The organism is Pseudoduganella sp. OTU4001, from assembly GCF_038440195.1.
Taxonomy (GTDB): domain Bacteria; phylum Pseudomonadota; class Gammaproteobacteria; order Burkholderiales; family Burkholderiaceae_D; genus Rugamonas.
In genome coordinates this window covers 15,201-31,616 of record NZ_JASATG010000036.1, presented here as the reverse complement: position 1 = coordinate 31,616, position 16,416 = coordinate 15,201, and the positions used below count along the sequence as shown (strand labels likewise).

General features: G+C 64.0%; 18 protein-coding genes. 6 read left to right on the top strand and 12 right to left on the bottom strand.

The features are described from left to right. Nucleotides 1–126: 126 nt before the first annotated feature. The 7 genes from asd to AAHE99_RS22880 form a co-directional block, all read right to left on the bottom strand. Nucleotides 127–1,254: an aspartate-semialdehyde dehydrogenase gene (gene asd, locus AAHE99_RS22910; protein ID WP_342119704.1), complete on the bottom strand. Its 1,128-nt coding sequence runs from the start codon at nucleotides 1,252–1,254 to the stop codon at nucleotides 127–129. 26 nt (nucleotides 1,255–1,280) lie between these two features. Then, entirely contained in the window at nucleotides 1,281–2,348 is a 1,068-nt protein-coding gene (leuB, locus tag AAHE99_RS22905; protein WP_342119703.1) for a 3-isopropylmalate dehydrogenase, read from the bottom strand. Nucleotides 2,349–2,368: 20 nt separating this feature from the next. Continuing rightward, a complete protein-coding gene (gene leuD, locus AAHE99_RS22900; RefSeq protein ID WP_342119702.1) occupies nucleotides 2,369–3,016 on the bottom strand; it encodes a 3-isopropylmalate dehydratase small subunit in 648 nt (215 codons plus the stop codon). A 58-nt stretch (nucleotides 3,017–3,074) separates the two neighbouring features. Beyond that, complete coding sequence (locus AAHE99_RS22895) at nucleotides 3,075–3,194, bottom strand: entericidin A/B family lipoprotein (RefSeq protein WP_342119701.1); 120 nt, start codon at nucleotides 3,192–3,194, stop codon at nucleotides 3,075–3,077. A 25-nt stretch (nucleotides 3,195–3,219) separates the two neighbouring features. Then, the gene (gene leuC, locus AAHE99_RS22890; protein ID WP_342119737.1) at nucleotides 3,220–4,623 is read right to left on the bottom strand and encodes a 3-isopropylmalate dehydratase large subunit; all 1,404 of its coding nucleotides are present in this window, start codon (nucleotides 4,621–4,623) and stop codon (nucleotides 3,220–3,222) included. Nucleotides 4,624–4,803: 180 nt separating this feature from the next. Next, nucleotides 4,804–6,696 (bottom strand): chemotaxis protein CheA, encoded by a 1,893-nt coding sequence (locus AAHE99_RS22885; protein WP_342119700.1) that lies wholly within the window; start codon nucleotides 6,694–6,696, stop codon nucleotides 4,804–4,806. Then, nucleotides 6,696–7,526 (bottom strand): protein phosphatase CheZ, encoded by an 831-nt coding sequence (locus tag AAHE99_RS22880; RefSeq protein ID WP_342119698.1) that lies wholly within the window; start codon nucleotides 7,524–7,526, stop codon nucleotides 6,696–6,698. The genes AAHE99_RS22885 and AAHE99_RS22880 overlap by 1 nt, the downstream gene beginning before the upstream one ends. Before the next feature lie 340 nt (nucleotides 7,527–7,866). On the opposite strand from AAHE99_RS22880, the gene AAHE99_RS22875 reads away from it, so the two are divergent. From AAHE99_RS22875 to AAHE99_RS22850, 6 genes are all read left to right on the top strand, one after another. Next, complete coding sequence (locus tag AAHE99_RS22875; protein WP_342119697.1) at nucleotides 7,867–8,334, top strand: universal stress protein; 468 nt, start codon at nucleotides 7,867–7,869, stop codon at nucleotides 8,332–8,334. Between the two features lie 78 nt (nucleotides 8,335–8,412). Next, complete coding sequence (locus AAHE99_RS22870; protein ID WP_342119696.1) at nucleotides 8,413–9,057, top strand: response regulator transcription factor; 645 nt, start codon at nucleotides 8,413–8,415, stop codon at nucleotides 9,055–9,057. Between the two features lie 136 nt (nucleotides 9,058–9,193). Further along, nucleotides 9,194–10,006, top strand: a complete 813-nt coding sequence (locus tag AAHE99_RS22865; RefSeq protein WP_342119695.1) for a Crp/Fnr family transcriptional regulator — start codon at nucleotides 9,194–9,196, stop codon at nucleotides 10,004–10,006. Between the two features lie 114 nt (nucleotides 10,007–10,120). Next, the gene (hemP, locus tag AAHE99_RS22860; protein ID WP_342119694.1) at nucleotides 10,121–10,309 is read left to right on the top strand and encodes a hemin uptake protein HemP; all 189 of its coding nucleotides are present in this window, start codon (nucleotides 10,121–10,123) and stop codon (nucleotides 10,307–10,309) included. Between the two features lie 76 nt (nucleotides 10,310–10,385). Further along, entirely contained in the window at nucleotides 10,386–10,718 is a 333-nt protein-coding gene (locus tag AAHE99_RS22855) for a hypothetical protein (protein ID WP_342119693.1), read from the top strand. Between the two features lie 7 nt (nucleotides 10,719–10,725). Further along, entirely contained in the window at nucleotides 10,726–11,901 is a 1,176-nt protein-coding gene (locus AAHE99_RS22850; RefSeq protein WP_342119692.1) for a DUF2325 domain-containing protein, read from the top strand. A gap of 25 nt (nucleotides 11,902–11,926) precedes the next feature. Here the strand turns inward: AAHE99_RS22850 and AAHE99_RS22845 are convergent, their stop codons facing one another. The 5 genes from AAHE99_RS22845 to AAHE99_RS22825 are packed head-to-tail and all read right to left on the bottom strand — an operon-like array spanning nucleotide 11,927 to nucleotide 16,305. Then, nucleotides 11,927–13,297 carry a sulfite reductase subunit alpha gene (locus AAHE99_RS22845; RefSeq protein ID WP_342119691.1) on the bottom strand — a complete coding sequence of 457 codons (1,371 nt, stop codon included), beginning with the start codon at nucleotides 13,295–13,297 and terminating at the stop codon, nucleotides 11,927–11,929. Beyond that, a complete protein-coding gene (locus AAHE99_RS22840; protein ID WP_342119689.1) occupies nucleotides 13,294–14,304 on the bottom strand; it encodes an FAD:protein FMN transferase in 1,011 nt (336 codons plus the stop codon). The genes AAHE99_RS22845 and AAHE99_RS22840 overlap by 4 nt, the downstream gene beginning before the upstream one ends. A 3-nt stretch (nucleotides 14,305–14,307) precedes the next feature. After that, complete coding sequence (locus AAHE99_RS22835; RefSeq protein WP_342119688.1) at nucleotides 14,308–15,135, bottom strand: DUF4198 domain-containing protein; 828 nt, start codon at nucleotides 15,133–15,135, stop codon at nucleotides 14,308–14,310. Between the two features lie 9 nt (nucleotides 15,136–15,144). Continuing rightward, nucleotides 15,145–15,660, bottom strand: a complete 516-nt coding sequence (locus tag AAHE99_RS22830) for a DUF2271 domain-containing protein (RefSeq protein ID WP_342119687.1) — start codon at nucleotides 15,658–15,660, stop codon at nucleotides 15,145–15,147. 9 nt (nucleotides 15,661–15,669) lie between these two features. Further along, a complete protein-coding gene (locus tag AAHE99_RS22825) occupies nucleotides 15,670–16,305 on the bottom strand; it encodes a PepSY-associated TM helix domain-containing protein (RefSeq protein WP_342119686.1) in 636 nt (211 codons plus the stop codon). Nucleotides 16,306–16,416 lie beyond the last annotated feature (111 nt).

Here is a 16,416-nt window from a genome sequence, read left to right as displayed (position 1 = left end):
TCGTTCATGCCGAAAATATTTTTTGATTCAAAGAAAAAAGCCGGATTTCCCTTTGAAATCCGGCTTTTAGAAAATACTTCTTAACTTGTTTATTAATCAGCAGGTATTACCTGCTTAATAACAAATTTATTTATCGAGCACGATGCGCAGCATGCGGCGCAGCGGCTCGGCGGCGCCCCACAGCAGCTGGTCGCCAACCGTGAAGGCGGACAGGTATTCGCCGCCCATCGACATCTTGCGCACGCGGCCGACCGGGATGGTCAGGCTGCCGGTGACGGCGGCCGGGGTCAGCTCCTTCATCGACGCCTCGCGGGTGTTCGGCACGAACTTCACCCACTGGTTGTCGCTGGCGATGATGTCGTTGACTTCATCCAGCGGCACATCCTTGCGCAGCTTGATGATCAGCGCCTGGCTGTGGCAGCGCATCGCACCGATACGCACGCACAGGCCATCGACCGGGATCGCGGAGGAACCAAAGCCCTCGCCGCGGCCCAGGATCTTGTTGGTCTCGGCGCCGCCCTTCCACTCTTCCTTCGACTGGCCGTTGCCCAGGTCCTTGTCGATCCACGGGATCAGGTTGCCGCCCAGCGGTACGCCGAACTGCTTCACTTCTTCCGGCGAGAAGCCGTGCTGGGTGGCCAGCACCTGCTTGTCGATTTCCAGGATGGCGGAGGCCGGGTTATCCAGCAGGTGCTTGACGGAGGCGTTGATGGTGCCGTACTGGGTCAGCAGCTCGCGCATGTGCTGCGCGCCGCCGCCGGACGCCGCCTGGTAGGTCATGGAGGTCATCCACTCCACCAGGTCCTGCTTGAACAGGCCGCCCAGGCCCATCAGCATGCACGACACGGTGCAGTTACCGCCGATGAAGTTCTTCACGCCCTTGGACATGGCGTCCTTGATCACGTTCAGGTTGACCGGGTCCAGCACGATCACGGAATCCTTGTCCATGCGCAGAGTCGAAGCGGCGTCGATCCAGTAGCCATTCCAGCCGGCTGCGCGCAGCTTCGGGAATACCTCGGTGGTGTAGTCGCCGCCCTGGCAGGAAATAATGATTTCGCAGCGTTTCAGTTCGTCGATGTTGGTGGCGTCCTTCAGGGTAGTCTCGTTCTTCGCCATCTTCGGCGCAGCGCCGCCGGTGTTCGAAGTGGAGAAGAATACCGGCTCAATGTGGGCGAAATCGCCCTCTTCCTGCATGCGTTGCATCAGGACCGAACCGACCATACCGCGCCAACCAACCAGACCTACGAGTTTCATTTTGCTTTCCTTTGGGTGTGAATTCTTTAAAGTGCCGCGACGACCGCGTCGCCCATCTGTTCGGTGCCCACCTTGGTGGTGCCCTCTTCGTAGATGTCCGGCGTGCGCAGGCCCTGTGCCAGGACCTTCTTGACAGCGTTCTCGATACGGTCGGCCTGCTCCGCGCGGTTCAGCGAATAGCGCAGCATCATGGCAGCCGACAGGATCGTGGCCAGCGGGTTGGCAATGCCCTTGCCCGCGATATCAGGAGCCGAGCCGTGCGATGGTTCGTACAGGCCCTTGTTGTTTGCATCCAGCGAAGCCGATGGCAGCATGCCGATCGAACCGGTCAGCATGGCAGCGGCGTCGGACAGGATGTCGCCGAACATATTGCCGGTCACGATGACGTCGAACTTCTTCGGCGCGCGCACCAGCTGCATCGCCGCGTTGTCCACGTACATATGGTCCAGCGCCACGTCGGGATATTCCTTGTGCACGTCGGTCACGATGTCTTTCCAGAACTGGAAAGTCTCCAGCACGTTCGCCTTGTCGACCGAGGTCAATCGCTTGCCGCGCTTTTGCGCCGCCTGGAACGCCACGTGCGCGATGCGGCGTATTTCGCCTTCCGCATAGCGCATGGTGTCGAAGCCTTCACGCTGGCCCTTGAACGGTCCGTCCGGGCATTCGCGCACGCCGCGCGGCTGGCCGAAGTAGATGTCGCCGGTCAGTTCGCGCACGATCAGGATGTCCAGGCCGGACACGACTTCCGGTTTCAGCGTGGAAGCGCCGGCCAGTTCCGGGTACAGGATGGCCGGACGCAGGTTGCCGAACAGACCCAGGTTCTTGCGCAGGCCGAGGATGGCCTGTTCCGGGCGCAGCGGACGGTCCAGCGTGTCGTACTTCCAGTCGCCCACGGCGCCGAACAGCACGGCGTCGGCGGCCTTGGCCAACGCCAGGGTCTCTTCCGGCAGCGGATGGCCCTTGGCTTCATAGCCGGCGCCACCGACCGGCGCGGTTTCCATTTCAAATTTTTCGTCGAGGGCGTTCAGGACCTTCACGGCCTGGGCCACGATTTCCGGGCCAATGCCGTCGCCCGGCAGGATTGCGATTTTCATTGTTCGATCTGTCTGTTCTGTTAGATAACGTTGGCCAGCCAGGGCTGGTTGACCAGGCGGCGCTCTTCGAACGCACGGATCTCGTCGGCATGGCGCAGGGTCAGGCCAATATCGTCGAGACCATTCATCAGGCAGTATTTGCGGAAGGCATCGACCTCGAACGGGTAGGAGATGGAGCCATTGCTGGTGCTGACGCGCTGCTGCTCAAGGTCCACCACCAGGCGGTAACCCGGGAAGGCCTTGACTTCATTGAACAGATGATCGATCTGCGCTTCGGTGAGGACGACCGGCAGCAGGCCGTTCTTGAAGCAGTTATTGAAGAAGATGTCCGCAAAGCTCGGCGCCAGGATGGCGCGGAAGCCGTACTGGTCGAGCGCCCACGGCGCATGTTCGCGCGAGGAGCCGCAGCCGAAGTTCTTGCGGGTCAACAGGATGGAGGCGCCCTGGTAGCGCTCCTGGTTCAGCACGAAGTCCGGATTGACGGGACGCTTGCTGTTGTCCATGCCCGGCTCGCCGTGGTCGAGATAGCGCCACTCGTCGAACAGGTTGGGACCAAATCCGGTGCGGTGGATCGACTTCAGGAATTGTTTGGGGATGATCGCGTCGGTATCGACGTTGGCGCGGTCAAGCGGTGCTACTAAACCTTCATAGACGGTAAATTTTTCCATGATTCTCTGCGATGGCGACGGCAGGCCTGCGTCTGGCGCAACACCTGCCGTCCAGCTTTTATTTGCCGGCGCTTTCTACTACTTGCCCGGCCCTTTGGACGTCCTTGCCGATGCCTGCAATGGTGTTGCAGCCGGTCAGGATGATGGCGGAGATAGCGATAGCGAATAGTTTTTTCATGATTTTGGACTCTTACTAGTTATTGTTAGCGGATGGATCGAACATCCACAAAATGGCCGGCGATACCGGCAGCCGCCGCCATGGCGGGAGACACCAGGTGGGTGCGTCCGCCCTGGCCTTGACGGCCTTCAAAGTTGCGGTTGGAGGTAGAAGCGCAGCGCTCGCCTGGTTCCAGGCGGTCGGCGTTCATGGCCAGGCACATCGAGCAGCCCGGTTCGCGCCATTCAAAGCCGGCGGCCTTGAAGATCGCGTCCAGGCCCTCGCGTTCGGCCTGCTCTTTCACCAGGCCGGAGCCCGGCACCACCAGCGCCAGCTTGACATTCGAAGCGCGCTGCTTGCCGCGCACCACGGCGGCGGCGGCGCGCAGGTCTTCGATGCGCGAGTTGGTGCAGGAGCCGATGAATACCTTGTCGATGCGGATGTCTTCGATGCGGGTATTCGGCGTCAGGTTCATGTAGACCAGGGCCTTTTCCATGGCGTCGCGCTTGACCGGGTCTTTTTCCTGGTCAGGATCCGGCACGCGGCCGTCGATGGCGGTCACCTGCTCGGGCGAGGTGCCCCAGGTGACCTGCGGGCGGATTTCCGCCGCGTCCAGCGTCACCACGAAATCGAATTTCGCGCCCGGATCGGTATGCAGGGTGCGCCAATAGGCCACCGCCTGTTCCCACTGCGGACCCACCGGCGAGAACGGACGGCCCTTGACGTAGTTGATGGTGGTGTCGTCGACGGCGATCATGCCGGCGCGCGCGCCCGCCTCGATCGCCATATTGCAGACCGTCATGCGGCCTTCCATCGACAGCGAACGGATCGCCGAGCCGGCGAATTCGATCGCATAGCCGGTGCCGCCCGCGGTGCCGATCTTGCCGATGATAGCCAGCACGATGTCCTTGGCGGTCACGCCGGCCGGCAGCACGCCGTCCACCTGCACCAGCATGGACTTGGACTTCTTGGCCAGCAGGGTCTGGGTCGCCAGCACGTGCTCCACTTCCGAGGTGCCGATGCCGTGCGCCAGCGCGCCGAACGCGCCGTGGGTCGAAGTGTGCGAATCGCCGCACACCACGGTCATGCCCGGCAGGGTCGCACCCTGCTCCGGCCCGATCACGTGCACGATGCCCTGGCGCTTGTCGTTCATGTTGAAGTAGGTCATGCCGACCGACTTGGTGTTCTTGTCCAGGGTTTCCACCTGCAGGCGCGAGACCGGGTCTTCGATGCCGTGCGAACGGTCGGTGGTCGGGACGTTGTGGTCCGCTACCGCCAGGTTGGCCGACAGCCGCCAAGGCGCGCGGCCGGCGCTGCGCAAGCCGTCGAATGCCTGCGGGCTGGTGACTTCGTGTACCAGGTGGCGGTCGATGTACAGGAGGGCGGTACCGTCTTCCTCAGTGCGTACTACGTGGGATTCCCAGAGTTTGTCGTAAAGCGTTTTCATGATGCTGCCTGATAAGGTGATCCGTTTGATTATGCCATATTTTGTGCAATGCAATAGCAAGCCGGTTTTTCGCCTTATGAGCAATCCAACTTAACAAATGCGATACAGCGCCGAATAAAAAAAGCCTGCAGCCCCTTTTTGGGAGGCTGCAGGCTTGTGTTGTTACTTTTTGCTTTGGTGGCTTTAGGCCGCCATGCGTACACTTCCCCTGCAACCGTCCATCAGGAACGATAGGCCAACTACTAGGACCAGGTCGCCCTCGGCGGAACGCGCGGTGCCGGTAATACCGTCCACCGACAGCGCGGTCATCGGTTTAATGACCAGGTCGGCAGTACCGTCCACGGCTGCCACGGCCAGGATGTAAGGTTGCGGCGAGTTGATGACGATGCCCACGCGCTCCGAGCATGGCTCGTAGCCCAGCGCATCGGCCAGCGAACGCACCGGCAGCGGACGGCCCTGGTCCTTGAGGACCGGCGCGCCGCCTACTTCCATGAAGGTTTCCGGCAGCTCGACCACGCGCTCAACCACCGCCATCGGCAGCGCCAGCAGCGCGCCGGAGGTGGACACCAGCATGGTCGGCACGATCGACAGTTCGATCGGCAGGCGGATGGCGAACTTGGTGCCCTTGCCCAGCTGCGATTCGATGTGGATCGCACCGCGGTTCTTTTCCACGGCGGTCTTCACCACGTCCATGCCGACGCCGCGGCCGGACACCGAGGAAGCCACTTCCTTGGTCGAGAAGCCCGGCAGGAATACCAGCTGGTAGCACTCGTCGTCGGTCAGGTTGGCGGTCGGCGAGATCAGGCCTTTTTCGCCTGCCTTGCGCTTCAGCGCGGCCGGATCCATGCCCTTGCCATCGTCCTGCAGCACGATCATGACGGAGTTGGCCTCCTGCCATGCCTTCAGGGAGATGTAGGCTTTCGGCGGCTTGCCGATGGCCATGCGGGCTTCCGGCCCTTCCACGCCGTGGTCCAGCGCATTGCGCAGCATATGCACCAGCGGATCGTACAGGCTGTCCACCACTACGCGGTCGACTTCGGTCTCCGCACCTTCGATGGTCAGCTCGACTTCCTTGCCCAGGTCCTTCGCCAGTTCGCGCACCAGGCGCGGGAACTTCTGGAACAGGCGGCCGACCGGCTGCATGCGGGTCGCCAGGGTGGCGCGCTGCAGTTCGGTGGAGTAGCGCGACGCGCGTTCCAGGGTTTCGGTCAGGGCCGACATCAACGTCGCCGCCTGGCCTTCGAATTTGAATTGCTGCAGGCGTTCCAGCAGCACGGCAGCCTGGTTGGCGGCCTGCACCGATTCGCCTGCCACTTCCAGCAGCGCGTCCAGCTTGACGGCGTCGATACGGATCGATTCTTCCTTGGCCGGCGCGGAACTTGGCTTGGCTTCGCCGGCCGGGCGCTCGCGCGCTTCCGGTGCGGCGGCCGGCGCGGCTTGCGCCGGCGTGCCGGCAACTGCGGCGTGGGCTGCGGCGACGCCTTCGGCGCGCAGGTCCGCCACTTCGGCGGCCGAACGCACGTGGGTGCCAGGCGGCACTACGGCTTCATACATGCCTTCCCAATCCAGGCCGTCGGCCGATGGCGCGGCGGCGGGCGCAGCGCTGGCGGCCGGTGCGGCGGCAGCGGCTGGAGCGGCAGCAGCCGGCGCAGGTGCGGCGGCCGGCTTGGCCTTGCCCGCGGCGGAGCTGGCCTTGCCTTCGATCGCATCCTTCAGGATCGCTTCCAGGTCGGCCGGCATTGGCGCCAGCGCGTCCGGCGCGGTGCCGTTATTCAGGTCGGTCAGCTGGTCGGCCACGAAGCCGGAGGCCTGCAGTGCCGCCTCGATCGACAGCGGCGTGACCGGCGCGGCGCCGGTGCGCAGCGCGTCGAACAGGTTCTCAGTCAGGTGGCAGGCCGACACCAGCGCGCCCAGGTTCATGAAGCCCGCGCCACCCTTGATGGTGTGGAACGAGCGGAAAACTGCGTTCAGCGTTTCTTTGTTGTCGGGGTCACGTTCGAGGCGCAGCAAGTGCTCTTCGACGTTGACGGCCAGGTCCATGGCCTCGACAACGAACTCCTTGAGCATATCGTCCATTAGAACCCCAGGTCGGCAAGCAGGTCATCGACGCTGTCCTGATTCAGGGCTTCCGAAGGCACGGAAGGACCCGACATCAGCGACACCTCTTTCTGTGCGATCTTCTCGCGCACATCGGCCGGCGCATTGTCTTTCAGCAGCTGCGCCAGCTCGGTTTCGACCTTCTTGGTAATGGCTACGACCTTCTTGATCAGCTGGCCGGTGATGTCCTGGAAGTCCTGCGCCATCATGATTTCCAGCAGGCGCGCTTTTTCCGCTTCCGTTGCTTCCGACACCTTGGCGGCGAAGGCGCGCGAGTCGCCGGCCAGGGTCTTGAATTCTTCGATGCTCAGCTTGCCCGCGAACAGGGCTGCCCAGCGCTCTTCCATTTCTTTCGATTGCTTGGACAGCACTTCCTGTGCCGGCATGCCGTCGTCCAGCGTGTTCAGCACCTTGTTGGCGGCCTGCTCGGTCAGCGAGGCGACGTATTCCAGGCGGTCCTGGGCGTCCACGATCTGGGTCGACGCCTCGGTCAGCGCCTTGTCGTAGCCCAGTTCGCGCAGCGAATCGTGCAGCAGGCGCACGATGCCGCCCAGGCGCTCGAACATGCCGTGCTGGTCGCCGTCGGCGTGCTCGCCGCCTTCGGCCGGCGCCGCTGCGGCGGCCGGGGCTGCAGCGGCCGGAGCCTGTGCCTTATTGGCGGCCGCTACTTCGTTAAACAGGTCTTCCAGCTCGTCCGAATCATTGGTGTCGGGAGCTGCCGCCGGTGCTGCGGCTGGTGCAGGCGCACTGGCCCGTTGCGCGGATACTTCCTCAAATAATGCATCGAAATCATCAGCGGCGTCGGTCATAATTCCTGCTTCTCCATAATTTTCAAAAGTTCCTGCGGCCGAAAACCTGTCATATTTGACGCTCGGCAATAAATAACGCACTCACGCGAGTGTAACAGGGGCGATGCCCTCTGTTCAATCACTTAGGCGAAGCCTCCGGGTCTGGCAAGTGTACTGTTGTATTTGCGGACAGTGTGAAATACCTGCTGCAAGCCCCTGAAATCGCGGGTTTTTGCGTTACCTCAGATAACACCATGGCAGTTTCTTGATAAATATCAACTCTTTACACCAGAACAATACGGATAAACGGGGCTACAATGAAGGAAGGACAAGACTCTTTTAATAGTTAAAGGAGGCTGAGATGTACCGGAAAATCCTGATAACGACGGACGGCTCGGCCGTTTCCAGCAAGACCGCCTGTGCCGGGGTCGAGTTTGCCCAGCAGCTGGGCGCGGAAGTGCTGGCCTTGTTCGTGGCGCCGGAGTACCAGTACCCGATCTACGTGGAGATTATCCCGCCCAGCTATCCCAGCGAGGAAGAATACCGGGCGGCGATGCAGCGTGCCGGCAACGAGCACGTGCAATCCATCCTCGAGTCCTGCGCCCGGAAAGGGGTGCGCGCCGAAGGCATGACCGCCTTTGCCGAAAGTGCGGCGCTGAAGATCGTCGACGTGGCCAGCCAGTGCAGCTGCGACCTGATCTTCATCGGCTCGCACGGCCGCAGCGGCTGGGGCCAGCTGCTGCTGGGCAGCGTGACCAACAAGGTGCTGTCGCACGCCAAGATCCCGGTGCTGGTGCACCGGCTGATCAAAGACCCGCGCCCGGCGTGAGCTGCCTGGCGTAACCACTCGCGCCGGCGGTTTTGGCCGGCGTGGGGAGAGAAGTATTGTTAACTGTTTTGAGGAACTATGATTCGAATTGTCATCGCAGACGACCACACCATCATGCGCGAAGGCCTCAAGCGCATTCTCGACGGGGCCCCTGACATCGACATCGTAGGCGAAGCCATCGACGGCTTCGAAGTCCTCAGCCACATCCGCCAGGGCGGCTTTGACCTGCTGCTGCTTGACCTGTCCATGCCGGGCCGCAGCGGTGTCGACCTGATCCGCCAGATCAAGAGCGAATCCCCCAAGCTGTCCATCCTCATCCTCACCATGCACGAGGAAGAGCAGTATGCCGTGCGCGCCATCCGCGCCGGCGCCCAGGGCTACCTGACCAAGGAAAGCGCCGGCACCCAGCTGGTGGGCGCGATCCGCAAGGTGGCCTCCGGCCGCCCCTACATTTCCACCGAAGTGGCCGAGCAACTCGCGCTGAACATCATGCAGCCGGCGGAAACCCTGCTGCACAAACAGCTGTCGGACCGCGAATTCGAAGTGTTTTCGCTGCTGGTGTCGGGAAAATCCATCACCGAAATCGCCAACGGCCTGCACCTGAGCGTGAAAACCGTCAGCACCCACAAGACCCGCATCATGCAAAAGATGGGCATGGCCTCGCTCTCCGAAATGGTCCAGTACGCTGTGGCGCACAAGCTGTTGACGCCCTTCAAGGCCTGATTGGCAATATTAGCGTTAGGATAATTCCTACCCCTCCCCTCTCCCCTCCTACGGGCATATTCAGTAACGGCTGATATTTTTCCCACAACCACGTTGGCATACTGAAACCATTCCGTTTGGGAACCAGGAGATCAGCATGCTCTCAACGCAACCCGTGTCCCATGAGGCCGGCCGCCAGCGGCAAGGCCGCCTGTGGTCCAACCTGAAAGAAGTGTGCGACTTGCTGCACCTGCCGCCGATTTCGATCAATTCGGAAGAGCTGCTGTTCCAGCATGTGCAATTTAAGACCGGGCAGCGCGTGCACACCATCGGCCAGCCGTTCGACATGCTGTACGTGGTGAATTCCGGCTTCCTGAAAACCGTGCTGATCGATGAGTTCGGCAACGAACAGGTGCTGGCCTTCCCGATGAAGGGCGACCTGATGGGCGTGGACGGCATCCACAACAAAACCTACTCGTCGGAAGCGGTGGCCCTGTCCGATTGCGACCTGGTGCTGCTGCCGTTCAAGAAGCTGACCACGCTGGGCCGCACCCACGTGGAGCTGGAGAACATGATGTACGGCGTGATGAGCCGCGAGCTGGTGCGCGAGCAGGCCATGATCGGCATGCTCGGTGCGCTGAGCGCCGAGGCGCGCGTGGCGCGCTTCCTGGTCACGCTGTCGGACCGTTTTTCGCAGATGGGCTATTCGAGCAAGCTGTTCAACCTGCGCATGACGCGCCACGAGATCGGCAGCTATCTCGGCCTGACGCTGGAAACGGTCAGCCGCACCCTGTCGGCCTTTAATGAAATCGGCCTGATCAGCGTCGACCAGCGCACCATCGGCATCAAGGATGTCGACGCCCTGAAGTCGCTGCGCCGCCTGCCACCGTCGCGCACCCGCAGCAAGCTACCCGCGCGCGCCAAGGCTGCCGCCACCGAGGCCACCGTGCCTTTGCTGGCGACTTTGTAAAGAGTACTACTCACCCAGCTTTGGCCCGCTTCGGCGGGCCTTTTTTTATTTGACAAGTATTGGATGCGTGCGCATAATGCAAATGCGAATCATTCTTATTTAAGGAAAAAAACAATGCAAACATCCGCCGCCCTCAAACCTGACGCTGCACCCGCGCCGGCCGCGCCGCAAGCCAGCCAACCGGTGCGCCGCTTCACCACCGCCGGCCTGATGCAAGACCAGCGCGAAGTCGAAATTGAACACGCCGGCCGCATCTACCGTCTTCGCATCACGCAGTTGAACAAGCTGATCCTCACTGCCTGACGCCGTACCGCCCCCAATCGCCAGCCAGCCGCCCGACCTGCGGTAGCCAGCCACCCCGAACTCCTGGAGTGATTACATGGCTATCGACCACAACGACCCCATCTTCCGCACCGACACCGCCGCCGCGCGCCACCCGGAACTGATGCTGTCCGCCGTGCTGCACCTGATGTCGCACTACACCGCCAATGCAGCCGCCGACGGCGGCTGCGTCAAGCTGGCATCCGTCATCGAACGCCACCTGAAAGCACTATCCGCCCTGCCCGAACTCGCGCCCGTATTGCGCGCCACCTGCCAGCAGCTGTGCGAACAGTGGGCCGCCGTGGTCGAACAAGCCCGCCCGCCGCAGGAACGCGCCAGCTTCCTGGCCCGCCTGATAGGCCGCCCTCGTCCAACCCAGCTCGCCATCTGAGGCCGCCATGTGCGACAAGCACAGCGCCGCGTCTGAAGCGGCCGCCGAACCGGCGCGCCGCCGCCGCATCTGGGACCTGCCCCACACCTGCCACTGCCCGCTGGTTGGCGTCGGCCTGCCGCTGGGCGTGCTGCGCAAGATCGTCACCAAGGCCGTCGGTGGCAAGGTGCTGGCCGACGACTACGAAGTGCACGTCGGCGCCGTCAGCGAATGCGGCCAGCGCAACAAGATTTCCGAAGCGGTGCAGAAAGAGCTCGAGCGCCGCTACGCCGTGGTGATCCAGCGCTTCCGCAGCGCACGCGATGCCGCGGCGCTGGAAGCGCTGTGGGTTGCCGCCGTCGCCAGCGGCGACGTGCCGGGCCCCTTTTGGGCCGGCCTCAGCCACCCGCATTGCACGCCCGAACTGCAGGAACGCATGTGCCGCGACCTGCACATGATCCAGCACCAGGCCGGCGCCGCAACGCGCGCCGACATCCAGCGCCTGCAAGCGCTCGAGCAAGCCAACGCCGCCCTCGAACGCGAGCTAGCGCGCCTGCAACAGCGCAGCAGCGTGTGGCAAGCCGAACGCCACGCCGAGCAGCAGCAGCACGCCGCCACGGTCATGCAGCTGCGCGCCCAGCTGGTCGGCCGCGAAAGCGTGATCGCCTCGCAGCGCCAGCAGCTGGAAGAGCTGCACGCCGCCATCCCCGGCCTCGCCACGCGCGAACGGCTGGCGCGCCAGCTGGCCGATGCCGAACAGCGCGTGCACGAACTGCGCGCCGAAGCCAGCGCCGCACGTGCCGCGCTCGCCGCCGCCGAAGCACGCGCCGCAGCGGCTTTGCAACCCTCGCCCGCCATGCAGGCAGCCGCCAGCACCACGGCCCAGCGCATCACGTTGCACGGCGTGCTGGCCGAGCGCGTATTGTGCGTCGGCGGCCGCGCCGGCAATGTCGCCGGCTACCGCGCCGTGATTGAAGAAACCGGCGCCGAATTCCTGCACCATGACGGCGGCCTGGAAGACAACGTCGCCCGCCTGGAGAGCAGCATGGCCGCCGCCGACCTGGTGATTTGCCAGACCGCCTGCATCAGCCACAGCGCCTACTGGCGCGTAAAGGATTTCTGCAAGCGCCACCAAAAGCGCTGCATCTTCGTCGACAACCCCAGCATTACCACCCTCCAGCGCGAAATTCAGGGGCTTGCCTGACTGCAAAACAGGCAAGCCCCGAATCTCAATAGACATCGCGGCGGTAGCGGCCGGTGCTGGCCAGGTCGGCCATGAAGGCGCTGCCGAACACATGCGTCAGCACCCGGTCGACGCCGGCGGCCATGCCTTCCAGGCTGCCGCAGACGTAGATCGCGGCACCTTGCGCCACCCACTCGCGCAGCGCGTCGGCCTGGCGCAGCAGCACATCCTGCACATACTCCTTGCCCTGCGGGCCGCGCGACCATGCCAGGTCAAGGCGCGGCAGCAGGCCGGCGTGCTGCCAGGCTTCCAGCTCTTCGTGGTAGAAGGCGTCATGCGCCGGATCGCGTTCGCCGAACAGCAGCCAGTTGCGCGCCTGGCCGGCGGCGGCGCGCGCCTTGAGGTGGCCACGCAGGCCGGCAATGCCGCTGCCGTTGCCGATCAGGATCAGCGGGCGCTCGGCATTGTCCTCCAACCGGAAGCGGCGGTGCTCGCGCAGGCGCAGCCGTACCGTGGCGCCCTCTTCGGCTTGCTGGGTGAGCCAGCCGGATGCCAGGCCGTGGCTGCCGTCGCCATGCCGGTGCAGGCGCACCAGCAGGTGCACGCGGCCATCGGCCGGGATCGAGGCGATCGAGTATTCGCGCGGGCGCTCGGGATCGGCCGGGGCGGCAACCTGCACCAGGTCGCCCGATTGCCAGGCCGGCAATGCGACGCCTTGTACGGCGGGCTCCAGCTCGAGGTGGTAGATCGGCGCGCCGGGGCTGCCGGGATTCAGGTGGCGCCGTGCGGCTAGCCGCCATTCGTCGAAGGCTGGAGCATCCCAGTCGGGGGCGTCGCTGGTGCCGGCCAGGTGGCTCAGTTGCTGGCGCCAGGCGGCGATTGCCGGGGCGGCGCTGCGGTCCACCTCCACGCGCGGGAACAGGGCTTGGGCGCCGCGTGCGGCCAGCCAGGCGTCAAGCATGCGGCCAAAGCCGCAGAAGCTGCTGTAGGCGCTGTCGCCCAGCGCCAGCACGGCGTAGTGCAGCTGGTCCAGCGACAGGTCGCTGCGCGCCATCAGGCGCTGCGCAAAACGTGCTGCGGCGTCTGGTGGGTCGCCCTCGCCGTACGTCGAGGTGAGGAACAGGATGCGTTCGGACGTTTGCAGCGCGGCGGCATCGAGTTCGTCGAAGTCGCACAGGTGGTTGGCGATGCCGGCCACGCGCAGGGTTTCACTGGTCTGGCGCGCCAGCAATTCGGCATTGCCGGTCTGGCTGGCGTAAGCCACCAGCCATGGCGATTCGCCCGCCGCAGCGCGCGCTGCCCTGGCGTCGGCGCGCGCGCGGCGTGCGCGCAGCCAGGGCAGCAGGCATACGATGCCGTAACCGGCGAACATGGCGGCGGTCAGGGCGAGGCGGGTCGGGTCGTTCGTAACAATCATTCTTCTTCAAGCATTTTCTGGAAGCGGCTGCTTAGGATTTCGCGCAAGCCTTTCCCTTCGCGCAGCAGGAAGCGTGCGGCCAGCTGCTTGCGCTCGGCCAGTGCCGGCCCCTCCTGCGGGCCAAGCACCGTCAGTGCGGTGGACCAGGCATCGGCCGCCATGGCGCTTTCATGCACCACCGTCACCGATGCCAGGGCATTGGTGATCGGCATGCCGCTGCGGGGATCAATCGTGTGCGGGCGCCTTGTGGCGTCCTGCATAAAGTATTTGCGGTAGTCGCCGGAGGTGGCGACCGCCAGGCCGTGCAGGGCGACGGCAATCTCGCCGCCTGCCACGGCCAGCGGGTCTTCCAGCGAGACCCACCATGGCTGCCCATCGGGCTTGAATCCGGCGCCGCGCAGCTCTCCGCCCACTTCCACCAGGTAGTGCCGCAAGCCCTGCCCTTCCAGGTAGCGCGCCAACTGGTCGACGCCAAAGCCTTTGGCGACGGCGGACAGATCGAGCTGCACGCCGCCAGGCTGGAAGGCGCGGCGGCGCGGAATGTCCAACTCCACCACGCGGCCCGCCATGCCGGCGCGCACCGTGGCGACGTCGCGCGCGCTCGGTGGCACGAAGCCGGCTTCGTCGTGGCGGCCTGTGGGACCAAAGCCCCACAGGTTGACCAGCACGCCGGCGCAGGGATCGCAAGCGCCGCCGGTCTCGCGCGCGACGCCAAGCGCATATTGCAGGACTTCGAAGAAGGCGGCCGGCAGCGTGTGCCAGGTGCAGGCGCCGGCGCGGTTGAAGCGGCCCAGGTCGGAGCCGGGTTCCCAGTGGCTCATCTCGGCCACCACCCGGTCCAGCTCAAGCTGCAGGCCGGCCTGCAGGTCCGCCGCGCGCAGCGGGGGCGCAACGGCTACGCGCACCGACCAGCTCGTCCCCATCGTGGCGCCGCCGAAATCGAGCACCTGCATCCCCGCCGGCGGCGGGTCGGCGCTGATCGTCGGCGGCAGGAGGACGCGTCGCACTGCTTACTGCGGCAGGACTTCCACGGTCGCCGCGTAAGTCACGCGGCGCGGCGGCATCTGGCGCTGCTGCGGCGGCTGGCCGGGCTGCGGTGCGGCGGCGGCAGGCCAGCTGCTCGACACCAGGTACATGCCCGCTTCCGGGATCTTGAAGCTGATCTCGCCCTTGGCATCGGTGCTCAGGCGGATCTCGCCCAGCGTGCCGCGGTATTTCACGCCGCCCGGGATCAGGCTGAAGGCCTGGTTGGCGGCTGGTTTGCCGTCCAGCAGGAAGCGCCAGGTGGCTTGCTCGCCCGCGCGCATATCGTTCGGATGCGTCAGCGGCACCAGCTCCAGGCCAACGCCAGTTGGCTTGAACACCGCTTCATCAGTCTTGTTGGCGCTGACGAAAGTCTCCAGGCGGCTGGAGGTACGCGATACGGTCAGTTCATCGGCCTTGGCCGGCACATTGGCCGCCATCTCGGCTTCCAGGCCGCGCCAGCGCTTCACTTCACCATTGACCTTCCAGCTTGCCATCACGGACTGGTTCACCAGCGCGATCTTGTAGGTACCCGGCTTGGCCATCTTTACATCGAAGGTCGAACGCAGGCGGCCGGTCAGGGCGTTCTGCATGTCCACCCTGGCGCCGTCCGGGCCGGTGATGGTGATGCCTTCCAGCTTCAGCGGCTGGTGGTCGATATCGAACAGGCCTTCCGAAATGGCGGCATCCACGGTGACCCAAGGCTCCTTGGAATCCACCAGCGAGGAAGAAGGCAGCAGCCATGGCTTATGCGCCTGGGCGCTGAAGGCGGCGCCGGCCAGGGCCAGCGCGATCAGGGTTTTAGTCAGCTTCATCGCGTGTCCTTATGGTTTGACTTGAACTACCACATCGCCCAGTTCTTCCTTGCCCTTGGCGGACAGGGATTGCGCCGATTTCGGCGGCCATGCCATCGGCACTTTCACCAGTTCGCGGCCGCCCGCCTCGCGCGCAGCTTCGATCACCAGCTGGTAATTGCCGGCCGGGAGCTTGTTCAGCGCGTCCTTGGCAACCGGGAAGCTCAAGGTGTGCTCGCCCGGGCCACGCGTTGCGCCGCTCACGCCGTCCATCGGCATGGCCACATCGCGGCCGGACTTGCGCCACCACTGGCGCATATCCTTCAGCCACTTGGCGCCGCCATTGTCCTTTTTCTTCACGTCGTACAACACGGCCAGGTTGGTCACCACTTTCTGGTCGGCGTTTTCCAGCCAGGCGGCGACATATGGGCGGTGGTACTCGGCCACGTTCAGCTGCGGCAGGTCGAATTTCAGGGTCAGGTCGGCCGCCATCGCGGACACGCTCACCAGCGGCAAGCCGACGGCGATGGAATAACGAAGTTTCATAACAAGTCCTTAATGGATATAGAGCAAAGCAATAACGCAAGGAATTACCACACCCAGGCCCACCATCGGCCAGGTGAACGGCCGCTTGGCCGCATGGAATTTCAGGATCAGCAAACCGGTAATGCAGAACACCAGGCAGGCCACGGCGAAAATATCGATGAACCAGTTCCAGGCCGCGCCGGTATTGCGGCCCTTGTGCACATCGTTCAGCCAGGAGATCCAGCCACGGTCGGTGTTTTCGAATTCCGCCGCGCCGTCTTCCAGGCCGATACGCACCCACGCATCGCCGCCCGCTTTCGGCAGCGGCAGATACACTTCATCGGCCGACCATTCGGCTTCGCGCCCGCCGGCCTTGAGCGACCAGGTATCGCGCAGCCACTGCTCCCCCGCTTCCGGCAGCGGCGCCTTTTCGCCGTCATGCCGGGCGGCGAAGGCCTGCAGCTCGCCCACCAGTGCCGCCGGTGCGGTGGCCTGCTTGCGCACCACGCTGGGCTTGGCTTCGATCTGGCTGGCGTGGTTCAGCGTGATGCCGGTGATGGCGAACAGGAACATGCCGAGCAGGCACATGGCCGAACTGACCCAATGCCATTCGTGCAGGAGTTTGAGCCAGACGGCGCGTTTGGCTTGGGATTCGGGGCTGCTCAAAACTGTAACTTTCGATAAGTGAATTCCAAGATGATAATCCAGCGGCCTTGCAAACGCAATTGAGAATCGTTATCATTTACATTCTTATACATTCCGCTTCGCCAGCCAGCT